Here is an 18,378-nt window from a genome sequence, read left to right on the forward strand (position 1 = left end):
TCTCTGCCGTATCGACGCAGGGTGATGCTGACATTTCGGTTTCGCGTAACCATCTGTATTTGCTAATATGATTGGGAATTATCTCCCTGTATCGGTAAATAACGTGAAGAAATATGCAGTCATAGTGTTACTGGGCACGGTACTGGCGGGATGTGACAACAATTCCGCGCCATTATCTTTTACGCCGGAAATGGCCAGTTTCTCGAATGAGTTCGATTTTGATCCACTGCGCGGGCCGGTGAAAGACTTTACACAGACACTGCTCAACGACAAAGGAGAAGTCTCCAAACGGGTAACGGGGACGATGTCGACGGAAGGGTGTTTTGACACGCTGGAGTTGCATGATCTGGAGTCAAATACCGGTGTGGCATTGGTGCTGGATGCGAATTATTACCTTGATGCCGAAACTCAACAGCGCAAGGTGAAGCTGCAAGGTAAGTGCCAGCTTGCTGAGTTGCCATCTGCAGGGGTGACGTGGGATACCGACGATAATGGTTTTGTCGTGGCGGCGCACGGTAAAGCGATGGAAGTGAAATACCGTTACGATGCAGAAGGGTATCCACTGGGTAAAAGCACGCAATCAGGGGATCAACGCCTCTCTGTCCAGTCTACTCCGTCGAAAGATGCGCGAAAAAAACTGGATTACAGTGCGGTGAGTATGTTGAATGACAAGCCGTTAGGCCACGTGAAGCAGAGCTGTGACTACGACCGTCATGATAATCCGGTGACGTGCAATTTGCTGATCATCGATGACAGCGTCAAGCCTGCGATTGAGCGCAAGTACACCATCAAAAACAGCATTGATTACTATTGATGTTTCTGGAAATGCGCGGCAGGGAAAACCGCGCATTGCCTGTTACTGCGCGGTGGTTTTTAGCAGGCTGGTACTTGTCGCTTTGTGCCCGGCAAGATGCTGATGCTGGAAAATACACATGCGAATGGTATTGCGATACTCGCCATTGATAAAGAACTCATGAATCAGTTCACCTTCCACCATAAACCCTAGCTTACGGTAGATATGAATCGCTTTTTCGTTCTCTTTATCGACAATGAGGTAGAGCTTATACAGGTTAAGTACGTTAAACCCGTAATCCATTGCCAGCTTTGCCGCACGTGATGCGAGGCCTTTTCCCTGATATTCCGGAGAAATGATGATCTGGAACTCTGCCCGGCGGTGAACGTGATTGATTTCAACCAGCTCAACCAGCCCGGCTTTTTCGCCCTCACACTCCACAACGAAACGACGCTCGCTCTGATCGTGGATATGCTTATCATACAGATCGGACAGCTCGACAAACGCCTCGTAAGGCTCTTCAAACCAGTAGCGCATCACGCTGGCGTTATTGTCGAGTTGATGAACGAAGCGCAAATCTTCGCGCTCCAGTGGTCGAAGTCTAACGGCTAACATATCGGCCATACTCATTCTGTAATATTAAGGTGCAACCACGCGTCCGGTTCGACGATCCAGGCAGCGCAGCGTGTTCTGTTCCCAGTAGGCGTTCACATTCGCGCTTTGCTGGCACTTATCGCGTGCATCAAAGGCGACATCAGCTTTATCCCACTCTTTCTCAGCCCGCTTATTTACCTTCTGGCGAAGATTGCGGGTGTCATTCCATTGTTCTTTATCCATGGCAGCGTTCTGGCGGCTTTGCGCACTGTCGCCTGACTCAATGATCAGTTTGTTGGTTTCAGCAGAAACCGGTGCGGTAAAGGCGAACGTTGTCAGTGCGAGCATTGCCGTCAGACAAAGGCGTTTGCGTAATGTACTCATTGGCGTGTTCCTTGTAGTGGGTGCAGATAAACGATTTACCCAGGCTGAATTCTACACTAATCCGAAAAAGGGGCATACCCGTGGGCAGGTATGGAAAAGTAAACGAGATTATCGCGTATGATGTCTAAACCAATCCTCATATAAAGATAACCATGATTAAAACAACGCTGCTTTTCTTTGCGACCGCATTATGCGAAATCATTGGCTGCTTCTTGCCCTGGCTCTGGCTGAAAAAAGGGGCCTCAATACTGTTACTTATCCCGGCCGGGGTCGCTCTCGCATTATTTGTCTGGCTGCTCACCCTGCATCCTGCTGCCAGCGGACGCGTTTACGCGGCGTATGGCGGTGTTTACGTCTGTACGGCTTTGCTGTGGTTGCGGGTGGTGGATGGCGTCAAATTGAGTCTCTATGACTGGACCGGGGCCGTCGTTGCGCTTTGCGGTATGCTGATTATCGTGGCTGGCTGGGGGCGCGCGTAAGCGCCCTTATTTTGTGATCGTTCGCTGATTTTATGATCATTATACTTGTATGGTAGTAGTGTAGTTGCGTAAATTTCCTGCATCACAACATGCGATGTAAGGAACTGGATTATGAAGATTGTCGGGGCTGAAGTATTTGTTACCTGCCCAGGGCGCAATTTTGTCACCCTTAAAATTACCACCGATGAGGGGATCGTCGGTCTTGGCGATGCCACCCTGAACGGGCGCGAGCTTTCTGTCGCATCCTACCTGAAAGATCACCTTTGTCCGCAGCTGATCGGTCGCGATGCACATCGCATCGAAGACATCTGGCAGTTTTTCTATAAAGGCGCGTACTGGCGTCGCGGGCCGGTCACCATGTCGGCTATCTCTGCCGTGGATATGGCGCTGTGGGACATCAAAGCCAAAGCGGCCGGCATGCCGCTTTATCAGCTACTTGGTGGGGCATCACGCGAAGGTGTAATGGTCTACTGCCACACCACGGGACACACCATCGATGACGTGCTTGAAGATTACGCCCGTCACAAAGAGATGGGCTTCAAAGCGATTCGTGTTCAGTGCGGTGTGCCGGGAATGAAAACGACCTACGGCATGTCTAAAGGGAAAGGGCTGGCGTATGAACCCGCAACCAAAGGTGACTGGCCGGAAGAGCAGTTGTGGTCCACCGAGAAATACCTCGATTTCACGCCGAAGCTGTTTGATGCAGTGCGAAGCAAGTTCGGCTTCAATGAACATCTTCTGCACGACATGCACCATCGTCTGACGCCAATAGAAGCCGCCCGTTTCGGTAAGAGCATTGAAGCGTTCCGTATGTTCTGGATGGAAGATCCGACGCCTGCTGAAAATCAGGAATGTTTCCGTCTGATCCGCCAGCACACCGTTACACCGATTGCGGTTGGCGAGGTGTTCAACAGCATCTGGGACTGTAAACAGCTGATTGAAGAGCAATTGATTGACTATATCCGTACCACCATTACCCATGCGGGCGGGATCACCGGAATGCGTCGCATCGCGGACTTCGCCTCACTGTATCAGGTACGTACAGGATCGCATGGCCCGTCAGATCTGTCGCCAATCTGTCATGCTGCCGCGCTGCACTTCGATCTATGGGTTCCGAATTTCGGGGTGCAGGAATATATGGGCTACTCCGAACAAATGCTGGAAGTCTTCCCACATAGCTGGAGTTTCGATAACGGCTATATGCATCCAGGCGATAAGCCTGGGCTGGGTATCGAATTCGACGAAAAACTGGCCGCGAAATATCCCTACGATCCCGCCTATCTGCCGGTCGCGCGCCTTGAAGATGGCACTTTGTGGAATTGGTAAAGAGGAGCAAACGATGAAAAGCGTAGTCATTCAAAAACCGAACGAGCTGGTGATTGAAGAGCGTCCTGTACCGGTTCCCGCCACAGGCGAAGTTCGCGTCAAAATTAAACTTGCCGGGATCTGCGGGTCAGACAGCCATATCTTCCGCGGACACAATCCCTTTGCCAAATATCCGCGTGTGATCGGCCACGAATTCTTTGGCGTGATTGATGCTGTAGGGGAAGGGGTCGATGCGGCTCGCCTGGGGCAACGTGTTTCGGTTGACCCGGTGATCAGCTGTGGGCATTGCTATCCCTGTTCCGTGGGCAAACCCAACGTTTGTACCTCGCTTGTTGTGCTGGGGGTTCATCGCGATGGCGGTTTCAGCGAATACGCAGTGGTTCCGGCCAACAATGCGTGGGTCATTCCTGACGCCATCCCCGATGAACATGCGGTCATGGTTGAACCGTTCACCATTGCGGCTAACGTGACCGGGCACGCGAATCCTGCGGAAAACGATATTGCACTGATCTACGGTGCAGGGCCGATGGGGCTGGTGACGGTGCAGGCGCTGAAAGGTGTCTACAACGTGAAACAGGTCATCGTGGTTGACCGGATTGATGAGCGACTGGCGATGGCGCAGCGTAGCGGTGCGGACTGGGTGTTCAATAACGGTGAACATGCGCTACAAGATGCGTTGAATGAAAAAGGGATCAAACCGACGCTGATTATTGATGCGGCCTGTCATCCTTCCATTTTACAGGAAGCCATTACGCTGGCATCTCCCGCAGCACGCATTGTATTGATGGGCTTCTCCAGTGATCCGAGCCAGATTATTCAGCAGGGGATCACGGGCAAAGAGCTGTCGATTTTTTCATCACGCCTGAATGCCAACAAATTCCCGGTCGTGATTGACTGGCTGGAAAAAGGACTCATCGACCCAGAAAAACTGGTTACCCATACCTTTGACTATCACCACGTTACAGACGCAATCGAACTGTTTGAAAAAGATCAGCGGCAGTGCTGCAAGGTCTTGCTCACGTTCGGCCAATAACAATTAATGCGGTACAGGGCCTGCAAAGACAGGCTCTGCGTGGTACGCATCTTACCTTTTAGAGATAGCCATTATGACTCAAGCACAACCTCAAAGAACGACTTCAGATCTGGTGAAAGCCGCCGTTTCCGGCTGGCTGGGAACCGCTCTGGAGTTCATGGATTTCCAGCTTTACTCACTGGGCGCCGCCCTGGTGTTTCACGAAATCTTTTTCCCGGAACAATCCGCCGCGATGGCGCTTATTCTGGCAATGGGCACTTACGGCGCAGGTTACATCGCGCGTATCGTCGGGGCATTTATCTTCGGCAGAATGGGGGACAGTATTGGGCGTAAAAAGGTGCTGTTCATCACCATTACCATGATGGGGATCTGTACCACCCTGATTGGCGTGTTACCAACGTATGCGCAGATTGGCATTTTTGCGCCAGTGCTGCTGGTCACGCTGCGTATTATTCAGGGGCTGGGCGCAGGGGCTGAAATCTCCGGCGCGGGAACCATGCTGGCGGAGTATGCGCCGAAAGGTAAACGCGGGATCATCTCATCGCTGGTGGCGATGGGGACAAACTGCGGTACGTTAAGCGCCACAGCAATCTGGGCTGTGATGTTCTTTGCGCTCGACCGTGAAGAGCTGATTGCCTGGGGCTGGCGTATACCGTTCCTGGCAAGCGTAGTGGTCATGATCTTCGCAATCTGGCTGCGAATGAACCTGAAAGAAAGCCCGGTATTTGAGAAAGTGAACGACGCTGAAACTGCCGCTCCGGCAGCAGTACAGGACACCTCTGTCGGTGCGATGTTCAAAAGCAAATCCTTCTGGCTGGCAACGGGACTGCGTTTTGGTCAGGCGGGGAACTCTGGTCTGATCCAGACATTCCTGGCCGGTTATCTGGTACAGACACTGCTGTTTAACAAAAGCATTCCGACCGATGCTCTGATGATAAGCTCCATCCTTGGGTTTATTTCGATCCCACTCCTGGGCTGGTTATCAGATAAGGTAGGCCGCCGTCTGCCGTATATTCTTCTCAACATATCCGCCATTATTCTGGCGTACCCAATGTTGTCGATCATTGTCGATAAAAGTTACAGCCCTGGCGTGATCATGCTGTCCATTATCGTTATCCATAATTTTGCGGTTCTGGGGTTGTTTGCGCTGGAAAATATCACGATGGCAGAGATGTTTGGCTCGCGTAATCGCTTTACCCGTATGGCAATTTCGAAAGAAGCCGGTGGCCTGGTCGCCGTAGGTTTTGGTCCGGTACTGGCAGGGATCTTCTGCAACATGACAGGCTCCTGGTGGCCAATCGTTGTGATGATGATTGCCTATTCCGTGATTGGACTGATATCCGCCATTTTGATGCCGGAAGTCCGCGATCGCGACTTGAGCATAGCGGAAGATGCGGCAGAAGTGCCCCGTAAAGAGTCCGTTGCCTACGGTGCGCTTTCGTCACGTCGCTAAAGATTGTTGGTTCATATCTTGAGTGACCTGTCACACAACTTTTAGCGCATGTCACACCACATGACTAAAAGTTAATATAAATCAATATATGAAACCAAAGTATCAGTGAGGATTATGGCAGTTATTTTTTTACCCCAACTGCCATTCTAGTTGGTGTAGTAAGCAGGCGCTGCTGACTCCAGAGAGAGCGGCAGCGAATCTCAGCTTCTTTTATTGAACGAGTCACAATCATGGAAAACCGGTTATTACAGGCGAAAGCCACGCTTCCTCAGTACGATCGCGAGAACCTTAAAGCCCGCATCGTCCATTTAGGGTTTGGAGCATTCCACCGCGCGCATCAGGCGGTCTATGCCGATATTCTTGCTGCCGACCACGGTAGCGACTGGGGTTACTGCGAAGTTAACCTGATTGGCGGCGAGCAGCAAATTGCCGATCTCAAGGCTCAGGATAATCTTTACACCGTTGCAGAAATGTCTTCCGATGCCTGGACTTCACGTGTCGTCGGCGTGGTGAAAACGGCACTGCATGCTCAGGTGGATGGCCTGGAAACGGTGCTGGCAGCCCTGTGTGAACCGCAAGTCGCGATTGTCTCTCTGACCATTACAGAGAAAGGTTACTGCCATTCTCCGGCGAGCGGGCAATTGATGCTCGATCACCCGTTTATTGTTGCTGACCTGCAAAACCCACATCAGCCGAAGTCTGCTCCGGGTGTGGTTGTTGAAGCCCTGGCACGCCGTAGAGCGGTGGGTTTGCCTGCATTCAGCGTGATGTCCTGCGATAACATGCCAGAAAATGGTCATGTGATGCGTAACGTAACCTGTTCGTATGCTCGTGCAGTGGACGGTGAACTGGCTGACTGGATTGAAGCCAATGTGACATTCCCGTCGACCATGGTGGATCGCATCGTTCCGGCGGTTACCGCTGAGACGCTCGATAAAATCGAACAGTTGACGGGTGTGCGTGACCCGGCGGGAGTCGCCTGTGAGCCGTTCCGTCAGTGGGTGATTGAGGATAACTTTGTTGCCGGCCGTCCACAGTGGGAAAAAGCAGGAGCAGAACTGGTATCAGACGTCATTCCTTTTGAAGAGATGAAGTTGCGCATGCTGAATGGAAGCCACTCTTTCCTGGCGTATCTGGGGTATCTGGCAGGTTATCAGCACATTAACGATTGCATGGAAGATGAACATTATCGCCAGGCCGCACATGCACTGATGTTGAAAGAGCAAGCGCCGACGTTGAAAGTGAAAGGGGTTGATTTAGGCCACTATGCCGACCTGCTGATTGCACGCTACAGCAACCCGGCATTGCGTCACCGTACCTGGCAAATTGCGATGGATGGCAGCCAGAAATTACCGCAGCGTATGCTGGATTCCGTGCGTTGGCATCTTGTGCATCAGCGTAGCTTCCCGTTACTGGCATTGGGCGTGGCAGGCTGGATGCGCTATGTCGGCGGTGTCGATGAGAAGGGCGAGGCTATTGAGGTGAGCGATCCGCAACTCGCCGTGATCCAGGCGGCAGTGAAGGGCAGTGAGGAAGGTGAAAACCGAGTGAAAGCGCTGCTGGCTATTGAGGCTATTTTTGGCAAAGAGTTACCAAAAGAAGCGGTCTTTGTCGACGCAGTGTTGCAAGCTTATCAGACGTTACTGCAAAAAGGGGCGAAAGCGACCGTCGCGCAATACGTTGCAGAGATGTGAATTACCACATGCCGCCGATGGCGGCGGCATGTATCCGCACGTTTTAGTGCATACCCAGGCGAATCAGTTCCACCGGTTCAAACTTGCCTTCGCATCCTTCTACTTCCACTGTTTTGCTACGACGCACCTGCGCGGCATCAAGGCCTTTGCTGTGAATCGCTTTAATAATACCGGTATGGCCTGTGCCATTAATCATGACACGGCTGCCAGGGGTAATTGCATTACGGTTACGATCATAAGTCATCATGGTATTTTCTCCTCTGTTACTCATCCGTCTCGGCGATATTTATAGGTCTGCCGTTCACGGCGTACTATAAATACGCCTGTCGGCGTTTCATTTTTTTGTTTTTGATCAAACTCACACTTTTTTCTCAATTCTGGTGGGGACTGACCGTTCACGACGTGTATTTACAAAGCGGACAATTATTTGCTTTTATTGATAGTTTTGTCCTGTAATCGTTTAGGTTTCGTTGATATAACAGATGTCACTCTTAATGCAGAAAACAACTCTTTCATCGGAATAAGGAGCCAGGCTTATGTACAAGAAAATTTTGATGCCTGTTGATGTGTTTGAAATGGATTTAAGCGATAAAGCGGTTCGTCATGCAGCTAATATGGCAAAGATGGAGGGCGCAACGATCACCCTGGTGAACATTTTGCCCAGCAGCAGCCGTTCTTTGCTTCGCGGTTTTTCATCGGACATTAAAAAGTTCGAGGAGTTTATGACCGCAGAATCAGAAAAAAAGATGAAGGAATTAAAACGCTTATTTGATATCGAACCAGAAAATATTCTCAGTACTGTACGGTTCGGTAACGTGCGCGACGAAATTATCGCCATGAGCAAAGAGGGTGAATATGACATGATTATCATCGGTTCAAAAAACCCAAGTATCACAACGCATCTGCTCGGTTCAAATGCCGAATCCATATTACGTTATGCCACTATCCCGGTATTAGTGGTTCGCTAATATCCCCGCCGCGTCCCATGAATATCACGGGATGCGGCCAGGATTATTCCTCGCTAAACCAGTCACTATTTTCCTGTCGAATTAACTGCACAGACTCACTAATTTCCTGCAAGTGCAACGTCATGGCTTTTTCAACACCATCAAGATCGCGTTTTTCCAGTGCGTTAAAAATATCATGATGTTGGCGGAGCAGCATTTCCGGCGGAGAGACATGATCAAGACTCATATAGCGCACACGGTCGATGGTGGCTTTAATATTTTCGATGGTGTCCCATGCCAGTTGACAGTCTGCAACCTGAGCCAGTTTCTGATGAAATTCGTCATCCAACTGGAAAAAATCATTCAGTTGCTTACGATCAATTGCAATGCGTTGTTGATGAAGATTCTGTTCCAGCAAATAGCACTGATTATCGTCGATCAATGTGGCGGCGCGACGCGCGACGGCACACTCAATGGCCTGGCGGACAAAGCACCCGTTACGTACCTGCGAAAGCGAAATCTTATTCACATAACTGCCACGCTGCGGGCGAATTTGAATCAGGCCATTTTCGGCAAGTTTAATAAAAGCCTCACGGACGGGCTGACGAGAGACGTCAAAACGGACTGACACCTCTTTTTCGGAAAGTGGTGTTCCTGGTGGGATCAGACAATGCACGATGTCGCGTCGCAAAATGCGATAGATCTGCTGATTAACAGGTTGGGTAGGGTTGAGTTGCGATTCAGCGGCCATGGGTTGTGATTTCTCAGAGAGTTAACCTCAATATACTACCATTCTTTTGCCTGCCATCACATACCCGGCCCGCAGGCCGGGGAAGGAAAACGTTAGCCGCGATGTACGCTCAGCCCGGCAAAACTCTGGCTGACGGGCATCATTTCAACGGTGTTAATATTGACGTGTTTCGGAAGCGTGGCGACCCACCATACAGCTTCGGTTACATCTTCAGGGGTCAGCGCGTTGGCATTTTCATAGGTTTTGCCCACTTTGGAATCATCACCTTTGAAACGCACGTTGGAGAACTCCGTGCCGCCGACCAGACCTGGCTCGATATCCGTAACACGGATCGCTGTGCCGTGCAGGTCTGTGCGCAGGTTAAGGCTAAACTGGCGAACAAAGGCTTTGGTCGCGCCATAGACGTTACCGCCCGCGTAAGGCCAGCTTCCCGCCGTAGAACCGATATTGATCACGTGGCCGCGATTACGTTCAACCATGCCTGGCAGAACGGCACGGGTCATATAGACCAATCCTTTGTTGTTGGTATCGATCATGTTTTCCCAGTCTTCAACGCTGGCTTTATGCGCGGGCTCCAGGCCCAGAGCCAGACCGGCATTGTTGACCAGCACATCAATTGCACGCCATTCAGCAGGCAGGTTTGCTATCATCTCTTCAATGGCCGCGCGGTTGCGCACGTCCAGTTGAGCTGTCAGGATGCTGTCTCCCAGCTCATCTTTCAGCTCTTGCAGACGTTCCTGACGGCGGCCGGTGGCTATCACTTTATGCCCGTTGGCGACGAAGCGACGCGTGATGCTTTCACCAAAACCCGCTGTCGCCCCGGTAACTAAAATAATCATCTCACTGTTCCTCAACGCTTTTTATGTTGTATTACCATAGCACGCTCTCCGGGGAGGCGTTAAGGCAACATTTGTATGACGGGATTGCAGGCCGCGACGGCCTGTCCTACTCTGGGGAGAAACCCGTTCTCAGGAGTCAACGATGTCGGTCAGTAATCCGTTTTTTGAAGTCAGCCTGTTGCCTTACCAGGCTCCTCGTTTTGATATTATCCACGATAGCCACTACCGTCCTGCGTTTGATGAGGCAATGCGTCAGAAGCGTGCTGAGATTAATGCGATCATCGCCCAGACGGCCGTACCTGATTTCGACAACACCCTGCTGGCACTGGAAAAAAGCGGCGCGATGTTGTCTCGTGTGACTCACGTCTTCTTCGCCATGACGTCGGCACATACCAACGATTACCTGCAGGCGCTGGATGAAGAATTTTCTACCGAGCTTGCCGAGCTGGCGAACGATATCTGGTTGAATGACAAACTGTTTTCGCGTGTTGACGCTATCTGGCAGGATCGCGCTTCACTGGATGGCGAAGCGCGTCGTCTGGTTGACGTCACACACCAGCACTTTATCCTCGCCGGCGCTCGCCTTAATGACGCACAAAAAGCAGAACTGAAAGCGTTAAATACTGAATCCGCCTCCCTGACAAGCCAGTTTAATCAGCGCCTGCTGGCTGCGGATAAGGCGGGTGGACTGGTGATTGAGGATAGTCATCAGCTTGAAGGATTAACCGCAGATGAGAAAGCTACCGCTGCGCAGGCCGCGGTGGAGAAAGGGCTGAAAAACAGCTGGCTTATCCCACTGCTCAATACCACGCAACAACCCGCACTGTTAGCGTTGAAAGAGCGTCAGATCCGCGAACGTCTGTTTAAAGCTGGCTGGTCGCGCACCGAGAAAGGCGATGAGAATGACACCCGTGAGCTTGTGCGTCGGCTCGCGGAGTTACGTGCTCGTCAGGCCAAACTGACTGGGTTTGAAAACTATGCCAGCTGGAGCATTGCTGACCAAATGGCGAAAACGCCTGAGGCTGCGCTGGCGTTTATGCGCGGCATTGTTCCAGCCGCACGCGCACGCGCAGAGCAAGAACAGGCGGATATCCAACGTGTCATTGATGACGAGCAGGGAGGATTCAGCGTACAGGCATGGGACTGGGCGCATTATGCCGAGCGTGTGCGACAGGAGAAATATGCGCTGGATGAGTCGCAAATTAAACCTTACTTTGCGCTTGATACCGTTTTGCAGGATGGCGTCTTCTGGGCAGCAAACCAGCTGTTTGGCATTCGCTTTGTCGAACGTTTTGACATTCCTGCTTATCACCCTGATGTTCGCATGTGGGAGATTTTTGACCACAACGGCGAAGGTATGGCGCTGTTCTACGGTGATTTCTTTGCCCGTGACTCCAAAGGCGGCGGAGCATGGATGGGGAACTTCGTTGAGCAATCCGTGGAGTTTGCCGCCCGCCCGGTCATTTACAACGTCTGCAACTATCAAAAGCCAGCGAATGGACAAACTGCACTCATCTCCTGGGATGACGTGGTGACACTGTTCCATGAATTCGGCCATACGCTGCACGGTCTGTTTGCCAGCCAGCGTTTTACGACGCTCTCAGGCACAAACACGCCACGGGATTTTGTCGAGTTCCCGTCGCAGATTAATGAACACTGGGCAAGCCATCCGCAGGTATTTGCACACTATGCGCGTCATTATAAAACCGGCGAACCTATGCCTGATGCATTGCGCGACAAAATGCTCAATGCGATTCAGTTCAACAAAGGCTATGACATGACAGAGCTGTTAAGTGCGGCACTGCTGGACATGAACTGGCATGGCATCAACGCCCAGGACACTGTGGGTGACATTGTGGCTTTTGAGGCCTCAGCCCTCAAAAAAGAGGGGCTGGATTTGCCTGCTGTACCGCCGCGCTATCGCAGCAGCTACTTCGCCCATATTTTCGGTGGTGGTTATGCAGCGGGGTATTACGCTTATCTGTGGACACAAATGCTGGCCGACGATGGCTATCAGTGGTTTGTCGAGCAGGGCGGGTTAACGCGCGAGAACGGGCAGAAATTCCGTGAAGCGATTTTGTCCCGCGGTAACAGCAGTGATCTGGAAGCGCTCTATCGCGAGTGGCGTGGACACGATCCGAAAATTGAACCGATGCTGAAGAATCGTGGGTTGAGCGCATAAGTGTGGCGTGATGCCTCACTCCGGCGTCTCCCTCAGTGAGAAAGAACAATACGAAAACGGCAACCCGTGGGTTAATGCTGGTCACTTAAGGTGACCAGCAACCTTTTTATCCGGATATTTTCTGGTCTTTACCCTGAGTTCCCGCGGGTAACTTCGCTCCCTTCTCCCCGGTAATATCAGCCATTTCGCTAGCCGGATTATTTCGCTTATCGCTCCACTGAAGCTAAGCTGGTTAGGCAAATCATCTCCCTTCAGATGGAACACCATCTGCACCATCTGATATCGCACCAGCTTATACGCCAGCAGAACCCCCCACAGCTCCTGCCTCACCAGTTCCGGCAGGCGACTGCGTAACGTCCATCGACTGTCCAGCATACTCTGCCTGGCTGCCCGGTAACCCAGCTCTGTTTCCCGGCGGTGGCGATATAACTCACTGATGTCATTGCCTGGATAACGATTCGGGTCTGTCAGTGATGTCAGCACCTGCCTTGCGTTTACGCAAAGTGACGGTATCGGTCAGCGTGAGTGCCTGCTGAATAAGCGCCGGGGGAATGAGGTCGGCGAGACTACGGGCACGCTCTGGAGTGGTGGCGTTGATAATGCCAGGTGCCTGATAAAGTTCCATTTAAAAAGGGCTCCATCATGAACATGGAACCCTTTTTACACCAGCCACCGGATCGGTCAATCGATCCTTAACTGATCGGCATTAACCCGTGGGTTGCCGTTTGTTTTACTTACGCCAGCGCATTAGGACAGGTTTCGCCTTTTTCCAGTTGCAGTAGGTTACCCAGCGTGGTTTCGGAAATGCTGATTAACGCTTCGGCAGTCAGGAAGGCCTGATGTCCGGTGAACAGGACATTATGACAGGCCGACAGGCGACGGAAGACATCATCCTGAATCACGTCGTTAGACTTGTCTTCAAAGAACAGATCGCGTTCGTTCTCGTAAACGTCCATTCCGAGCGCGCCAATCTTCTGGGTTTTCAGTGCTTCGATCGCGGCCTGGGAATCAATCAATGCCCCACGGCTGGTGTTGATGATCATCACCCCGTCTTTCATCTGATCAAACGCTGCCTGGTTAAGCAGATGGTAGTTTTCCGGCGTCAGCGGGCAATGCAGGGAGATAACGTCTGACTGGGAAAACAGCGTCGGGAGATCAACATACTCCACACCCAGCTCCAGTGCGGCAGCGCTTGGATACGGATCAAACGCCAACAGACGCATACCAAAGCCTTTCAGAATACGCAGTGCGGCAACACCGATTTTACCGGTTCCGATCACGCCAGCGGTTTTGCCGTACATGGTGAAACCGGTCAATCCTTCCAGAGAGAAGTTCGCATCGCGGGTACGCTGATACGCGCGGTGAATGCGGCGGTTCAACGACATCATCATGCCGATGGCATGTTCCGCGACGGCTTCCGGAGAGTAGGCCGGAACACGCACGACCTTCAGACCCAGCTCTTTGGCGGCATCGAGATCAACGTTGTTAAAGCCCGCGCAACGCAGGGCAATGTATTTCACACCGTGTTTTTTCAGCTCTTCCAGAACCGGACGGCTGCCATCGTCGTTGACAAAGATGCAGACACCGTCACATCCGTTGGCTGTTTTGGCTGTTTTTTCGGTAAGCAGAAAGTCGAAAAATTCAAGTTCGAATCCGTAAGCCTCGTTAACATGTTGCAGATACTTTTTGTCGTACTGCTTTGTGCTATATACCGCGAGTTTCATAAGACTTTCTCCAGTGATTTTGCATTCACGTTAGCATGATTAAAATAATCTTACAATTTATAAAATATTATTGAATTCAATGGGTTCTATGAATAATTCTAGAGCATCTATACCCAATAACTCTATGATATTCAAACTACACGACTTTCATTAGCCTGTGTTTTCTCAGAACAGATGGCGAAATGGAGGCGCGCTGGCTGATAAAGCCTGAACGGCCGGTTTGAGGCCAGAAAGCATGATCGACAGCGTCAAAAAGAGGGAGGCTGATGTTTGTCATCCCCTCAGTTATGAGGCGTAAAGTATAATTATCAAGGAGATGAAAATGAAAAAAATGGTGTTTGCTTGCGGGTTGGTCTTGTTGCTTTCTGGGTGTGATAAACCAAAGGTGGATACGTCAACAGACGAATCGATGAAAACCTCGCTTCAGAAGGTTAAAGAGTCGCTTCCTGAAGATAAAAGACAAGCGTTTAGCGACGCGGCAACAACGATAATGATGAGTAACGTCGACATGAAAGCGGTCATGGCGGGGGCGTTTTCAGGCAACGGGGATGCGATCGCAACCGCACAAGCTGAGAAGGTAAAAGCGGCGTTAAACGGCAAAACAGGGGAAGAGATCATCAGCGAAGCGAAAGCTATTCAGGCTGAGAGAGCCAAAAAAGAACAGCAGCAGGCGCTTCAGGAAATTGCAGAACTGCAACAGAAGAAAACGGCGTCGCAAACGGCTAAAGCGTCCCTGCGTAATTTCGTTGTGAACAAATCTCGCTTCTTCTTTGAAAAACAAGAGTTTGGTGGTCCTCGTCCTGTCATTGAACTCAGTGTTGAAAACAAAACCACGAGTCCTGTTTCGCGAGCCTATTTCAAAGGCACTATTGCTTCACCGGGACGCACCATTCCCTGGCTGGTCGATACCTTCAACTACTCAATCCCTGGCGGCCTGGAGCCTGGCGAAAAAGCCAACTGGCCTCTTTTGCCGAATATGTTTTCCGACTGGGGAAAAGTTCAGGCGCCAGAAGATGCGGTCTTTACCGTAGAAGTGGTGAGACTGGATGGGGCTGATGGTAATGCACTTTTTGACTCAGGCTCCTTCAGTGAAGACGATCAAAAAAGACTGGATATGCTGAAAAGCAAATACACATCGCAATAAACCTCAGTTGTGTGCTCATCACGAAGCCCCTTTACAGGGGCTTGTTGTTTTGCCAATAAACGGAGCCGCAAAGAGTTTCCCTCCTGGGTCGAGAGCATCTATCCTTAAAAAGGCATTCACTTCAACTGACGGGCTAAACATGCGACAATGATCGGCACTGTCGGCTTATTTTTTTCGCTAAATCAGGATATTAACTGCCCATGAAGGGTAAATACAAAGCCGCGATAGCGCTACTCTTGCTGTTGGTACTTTTGCCGCTGACGCTGCTGATGACGCTCGCTCAGTGGGTCCCGACGCTTGCCGGGATTTGGTTGCCCGTGGGAACCCGCATCGCGTTCGAGAAGAGTCCCCGGCTGTCCCGCCACGCCCTCGTGATCCCTGACCTTCGCTATCTGGTCGACGATTGTGAGATTGCCAGAGTCGAAAATGCGACCCTGGCTCACCCCAGTCGCTGGAAGATGGATATCGGTGCGCTTGAACTCAATACGGCCTGTTTGAGTAAATTGCCCCAAACAGCGCCCTCAACAGCAGCGCCTAAAACCTTGACCGAGTGGCAATCTCTTCTGCCTAACACCTGGCTCACCATTCATCGGCTGACGTTATTACCCTGGCGGCAGTGGCAGGGCGAATTGCATGCGTCGTTGACGCCTGCCGTCCAGGAGATCACCTATAAAGGTGATCAAGTGAACATCCAGGGCAAACTCCGCGGTCAAACCCTGACGATAAGCGAATTCGAAGCTCACCTGCCGGATTACCCGCAACCCGTTAAGCTGGTGGGCGAATTTACGTTACCGCTTGTTCCGGATGGCGTGCCGGTGAAAGGGCACGCACTGGCGACATTTAACGTGCCGCAACTCTCCTCGCTGGTGGATGCCGATCTTGACTGGGAGCAAAATCAGGGGCAACTGGTGGTGATGGCTCGTGACAATCCCGATCCGTTACTCGATTTACCGTGGCAAATCACGGCGCAAAAATTGACTATCAGCGACGGGCGATGGAACTGGAATGTCTCTGGTATGCCGCTGAGTGGCCGCGTAGGCCTTCGGGCCGAGAACTGGCAAGAAGGGCTTGAGAAAACCACATTGACCGGTCGACTGAATGTTCTTACCCACGGGGATGCAGGGAAAGGCAACGCGGTGCTGAATATTGGGCCAGGAACGCTCAGTATGCAGAACAGTGATATGCCGTTATCCCTGAGCGGTGAGGCCAAACAAAACGATCTGATCCTCTATGCCAAACTCCCGGCAAGATTAACCGGGAGCCTGAGCGATCCACAACTGGCATTTGAACCTGGCGCGTTATTACGTTCGCGTGGCCGAATCATTAATTCCCTCAATATTGATGAAATTCGTTGGCCGCTTGCGGGTGTCAAACTGACGCAGAAAGGGGTCGATGGCCGGCTACAGGCTATTCTGCGGGCGCACGAGAATGACATGGGGGACTTTGTCCTGCATCTGGATGGCCAGGCTAACGACTTCCTGCCTGATAACGGGCTGTGGCAATGGCGCTACTGGGGAAAAGGGCGTTTCACCCCGATGAATGCGCGCTGGGATGTCGCGGGCAAAGGTGAATGGCGTGACAACATCATTGAACTCACCGATCTCTCAACCGGATTCGACAAACTTCAGTACGGCACGATGCTGGTCAATAAACCGCGCCTGATCCTGGATAAACCGGTTCGCTGGATGCGCGATCCTGAAAAACCGACCTTTAGCGGCGCGTTGTCGCTGAATGCGGAACAAACCACGTTTACCGGCGGCAGTGTGCTTCCGCCGTCCGTGTTGACATTCAGTGTGGACGGCAGCGATCCAACGTTCTTCCAGTTTAAAGGCGATCTCCATGCCGGAAAAATAGGTCCAGTCCAGGTGAATGGGCGCTGGGACGGCGAACGGCTTCGTGGTCAGGCCTGGTGGCCTAAACAGTCACTCACCGTGTTTCAACCGCTGATCCCACCTGACTGGAAAATGACGCTGCGTGAGGGCGACCTTTACGCACAGGTGGCTTTCTCTGCGGCAGCGGGACAAGGCTTTGAAGCCGGTGGTCACGGCGTGCTGAAGGCGGGTAGCGCCTGGATGCCGGATAACCAGATTAACGGCGTCGATTTTGTCCTGCCATTCCGTTTCAGCGAGGGAACCTGGTCACTCGGCACGCGTGGCCCGGTAATGTTGCGTATTGGAGAGGTGGTAAACCTGGTCACCGCGCGCAACATTTCGGCTGATTTGCAGGGCAATTACCCCTGGAGCGATGAAAATCCGCTGCTGTTGACCAATGTCAGCGTTGATGCGCTTGGCGGCAAAATCACCATGCAGCAATTGCGGATGCCACAGCACGATCCCGCGCTCTTGCGGGTTCAGAATATCTCGACCAGCGAACTTATCAGCGCAGTAAATCCGAAACAGTTTGCGATGTCAGGCCCGGTCAGCGGTGCACTGCCATTCTGGCTGGATAACGAAAAATGGATCATCAAAGATGGCTGGTTAACCAACCCTGGCCCCATGACGCTGCGTATCGACAAAGATACGGCGGATGCGGTGGTAAAAGACAATATGGTGGCCGGAGCCGCAATTAACTGGCTTCGTTACATGGAAATTTCTCGCTCGTGGACGAAAATCAATTTAGATAATCTGGGTGTATTAACCATGCAAGCCACGATAAGAGGAACCAGCCGTGTAGAGGGGAAAAGCAGTACTGTGCATCTTAATTACACCCATGAAGAAAACGTATTTACCCTCTGGCGCAGCCTGCGTTTTGGGGACAATTTGCAAACATGGTTTGAGCAACACGCGGCGATACCTGATTCCCGCAGTTCGACAGGCAAGGAAAGTGAGGAACAACAATGAAAAAGCTGGCTGGTGCGCTCACCGCAGGCGTCGTGGTATTGCTGACGGGCTGTACGCCGCGCATTGAAGTCGCGGCCCCAAAAGAGCCGATTACGATCAATATGAATGTGAAAATCGAGCACGAAATTCATATTAAAGTCGATAAGGATGTTGAAACCTTGCTTAAATCACGCAGCGATCTGTTCTGAGGATGTC

18 protein-coding genes and 1 pseudogene are annotated in these 18,378 nt (G+C 51.6%); 11 read left to right on the plus strand and 8 right to left on the minus strand.

Annotated features, from left to right (window positions below; translation table 11 throughout):
- The first annotated feature begins 103 nt into the window (after positions 1 to 103).
- Positions 104 to 814: a YnfC family lipoprotein gene (locus HV346_RS10380; protein ID WP_181623400.1), complete on the plus strand. Its 711-nt coding sequence runs from the start codon at positions 104 to 106 to the stop codon at positions 812 to 814.
- 42 nt (positions 815 to 856) lie between these two features.
- Here HV346_RS10380 and speG read toward each other — a convergent pair whose 3' ends face one another.
- Together speG and HV346_RS10390 are read right to left on the minus strand one after the other, a co-directional pair.
- Positions 857 to 1,417, minus strand: a complete 561-nt coding sequence (speG, locus tag HV346_RS10385; protein WP_181623401.1) for a spermidine N1-acetyltransferase — start codon at positions 1,415 to 1,417, stop codon at positions 857 to 859.
- A gap of 15 nt (positions 1,418 to 1,432) precedes the next feature.
- Positions 1,433 to 1,771 carry a DUF1283 family protein gene (locus tag HV346_RS10390; protein ID WP_181623402.1) on the minus strand — a complete coding sequence of 113 codons (339 nt, stop codon included), beginning with the start codon at positions 1,769 to 1,771 and terminating at the stop codon, positions 1,433 to 1,435.
- A gap of 152 nt (positions 1,772 to 1,923) precedes the next feature.
- Between HV346_RS10390 and HV346_RS10395 the strand changes: the two genes are divergently transcribed.
- The 5 genes from HV346_RS10395 (at position 1,924) to HV346_RS10415 (ending at position 7,756) form a co-directional block, all read left to right on the plus strand.
- Entirely contained in the window at positions 1,924 to 2,250 is a 327-nt protein-coding gene (locus tag HV346_RS10395) for a YnfA family protein (protein WP_181623403.1), read from the plus strand.
- Between the two features lie 111 nt (positions 2,251 to 2,361).
- Positions 2,362 to 3,576 (plus strand): starvation-sensing protein RspA, encoded by a 1,215-nt coding sequence (gene rspA / locus HV346_RS10400; RefSeq protein WP_181623404.1) that lies wholly within the window; start codon positions 2,362 to 2,364, stop codon positions 3,574 to 3,576.
- 13 nt (positions 3,577 to 3,589) lie between these two features.
- Positions 3,590 to 4,609 (plus strand): Zn-dependent oxidoreductase, encoded by a 1,020-nt coding sequence (locus HV346_RS10405; RefSeq protein ID WP_181623405.1) that lies wholly within the window; start codon positions 3,590 to 3,592, stop codon positions 4,607 to 4,609.
- Between the two features lie 73 nt (positions 4,610 to 4,682).
- Complete coding sequence (locus HV346_RS10410; protein ID WP_181623406.1) at positions 4,683 to 6,062, plus strand: MFS transporter; 1,380 nt, start codon at positions 4,683 to 4,685, stop codon at positions 6,060 to 6,062.
- 230 nt (positions 6,063 to 6,292) lie between these two features.
- Positions 6,293 to 7,756 carry a mannitol dehydrogenase family protein gene (locus tag HV346_RS10415; protein WP_181623407.1) on the plus strand — a complete coding sequence of 488 codons (1,464 nt, stop codon included), beginning with the start codon at positions 6,293 to 6,295 and terminating at the stop codon, positions 7,754 to 7,756.
- 43 nt (positions 7,757 to 7,799) lie between these two features.
- Here the strand turns inward: HV346_RS10415 and ydfZ are convergent, their stop codons facing one another.
- Positions 7,800 to 8,003 (minus strand): putative selenium delivery protein YdfZ, encoded by a 204-nt coding sequence (ydfZ, locus tag HV346_RS10420; RefSeq protein WP_181623408.1) that lies wholly within the window; start codon positions 8,001 to 8,003, stop codon positions 7,800 to 7,802.
- Positions 8,004 to 8,292: 289 nt separating this feature from the next.
- Here ydfZ and HV346_RS10425 point away from each other — a divergent pair, with 289 nt between their 5' ends.
- Positions 8,293 to 8,724, plus strand: a complete 432-nt coding sequence (locus tag HV346_RS10425; protein ID WP_181623409.1) for a universal stress protein — start codon at positions 8,293 to 8,295, stop codon at positions 8,722 to 8,724.
- Between the two features lie 43 nt (positions 8,725 to 8,767).
- Here the strand turns inward: HV346_RS10425 and HV346_RS10430 are convergent, their stop codons facing one another.
- A complete protein-coding gene (locus HV346_RS10430) occupies positions 8,768 to 9,454 on the minus strand; it encodes a GntR family transcriptional regulator (protein WP_181623410.1) in 687 nt (228 codons plus the stop codon).
- Between the two features lie 92 nt (positions 9,455 to 9,546).
- Positions 9,547 to 10,293, minus strand: coding sequence for a bifunctional NADP-dependent 3-hydroxy acid dehydrogenase/3-hydroxypropionate dehydrogenase YdfG (gene ydfG / locus HV346_RS10435; protein ID WP_181623411.1), 747 nt, complete (start codon positions 10,291 to 10,293; stop codon positions 9,547 to 9,549).
- 142 nt (positions 10,294 to 10,435) lie between these two features.
- Here ydfG and dcp point away from each other — a divergent pair, with 142 nt between their 5' ends.
- Entirely contained in the window at positions 10,436 to 12,475 is a 2,040-nt protein-coding gene (gene dcp / locus HV346_RS10440; RefSeq protein ID WP_181623412.1) for a peptidyl-dipeptidase Dcp, read from the plus strand.
- Positions 12,476 to 12,556: 81 nt separating this feature from the next.
- Here dcp and HV346_RS10445 read toward each other — a convergent pair.
- The 3 genes and pseudogenes from HV346_RS10445 to HV346_RS10455 form a co-directional block, all read right to left on the minus strand.
- A pseudogene (locus tag HV346_RS10445) lies at positions 12,557 to 12,961 on the minus strand (IS4 family transposase); the annotation flags it as partial.
- Entirely contained in the window at positions 12,915 to 13,100 is a 186-nt protein-coding gene (locus HV346_RS10450; RefSeq protein ID WP_181623414.1) for a transposase domain-containing protein, read from the minus strand. The pseudogene HV346_RS10445 and the gene HV346_RS10450, both read right to left, overlap by 47 nt.
- 109 nt (positions 13,101 to 13,209) lie before the next feature.
- Complete coding sequence (locus HV346_RS10455) at positions 13,210 to 14,199, minus strand: 2-hydroxyacid dehydrogenase (RefSeq protein ID WP_181623415.1); 990 nt, start codon at positions 14,197 to 14,199, stop codon at positions 13,210 to 13,212.
- 322 nt (positions 14,200 to 14,521) lie between these two features.
- Between HV346_RS10455 and HV346_RS10460 the strand changes: the two genes are divergently transcribed.
- From HV346_RS10460 to HV346_RS10470, 3 genes are all read left to right on the plus strand, one after another.
- Positions 14,522 to 15,343 (plus strand): DUF6694 family lipoprotein, encoded by an 822-nt coding sequence (locus HV346_RS10460; protein ID WP_181623416.1) that lies wholly within the window; start codon positions 14,522 to 14,524, stop codon positions 15,341 to 15,343.
- A 200-nt stretch (positions 15,344 to 15,543) separates the two neighbouring features.
- Entirely contained in the window at positions 15,544 to 18,183 is a 2,640-nt protein-coding gene (locus tag HV346_RS10465) for a YdbH family protein (protein ID WP_181623417.1), read from the plus strand.
- On the plus strand, positions 18,180 to 18,371 hold the full coding sequence (locus tag HV346_RS10470; protein WP_181623418.1) for a YnbE family lipoprotein: 192 nt from the start codon (positions 18,180 to 18,182) through the stop codon (positions 18,369 to 18,371). Before HV346_RS10465 ends, HV346_RS10470 begins: the two co-directional genes overlap by 4 nt.
- Positions 18,372 to 18,378 lie beyond the last annotated feature (7 nt).

The organism is Enterobacter sp. RHBSTW-00994, from assembly GCF_013782625.1.
In the GTDB taxonomy this organism is placed as follows: domain Bacteria; phylum Pseudomonadota; class Gammaproteobacteria; order Enterobacterales; family Enterobacteriaceae; genus Enterobacter.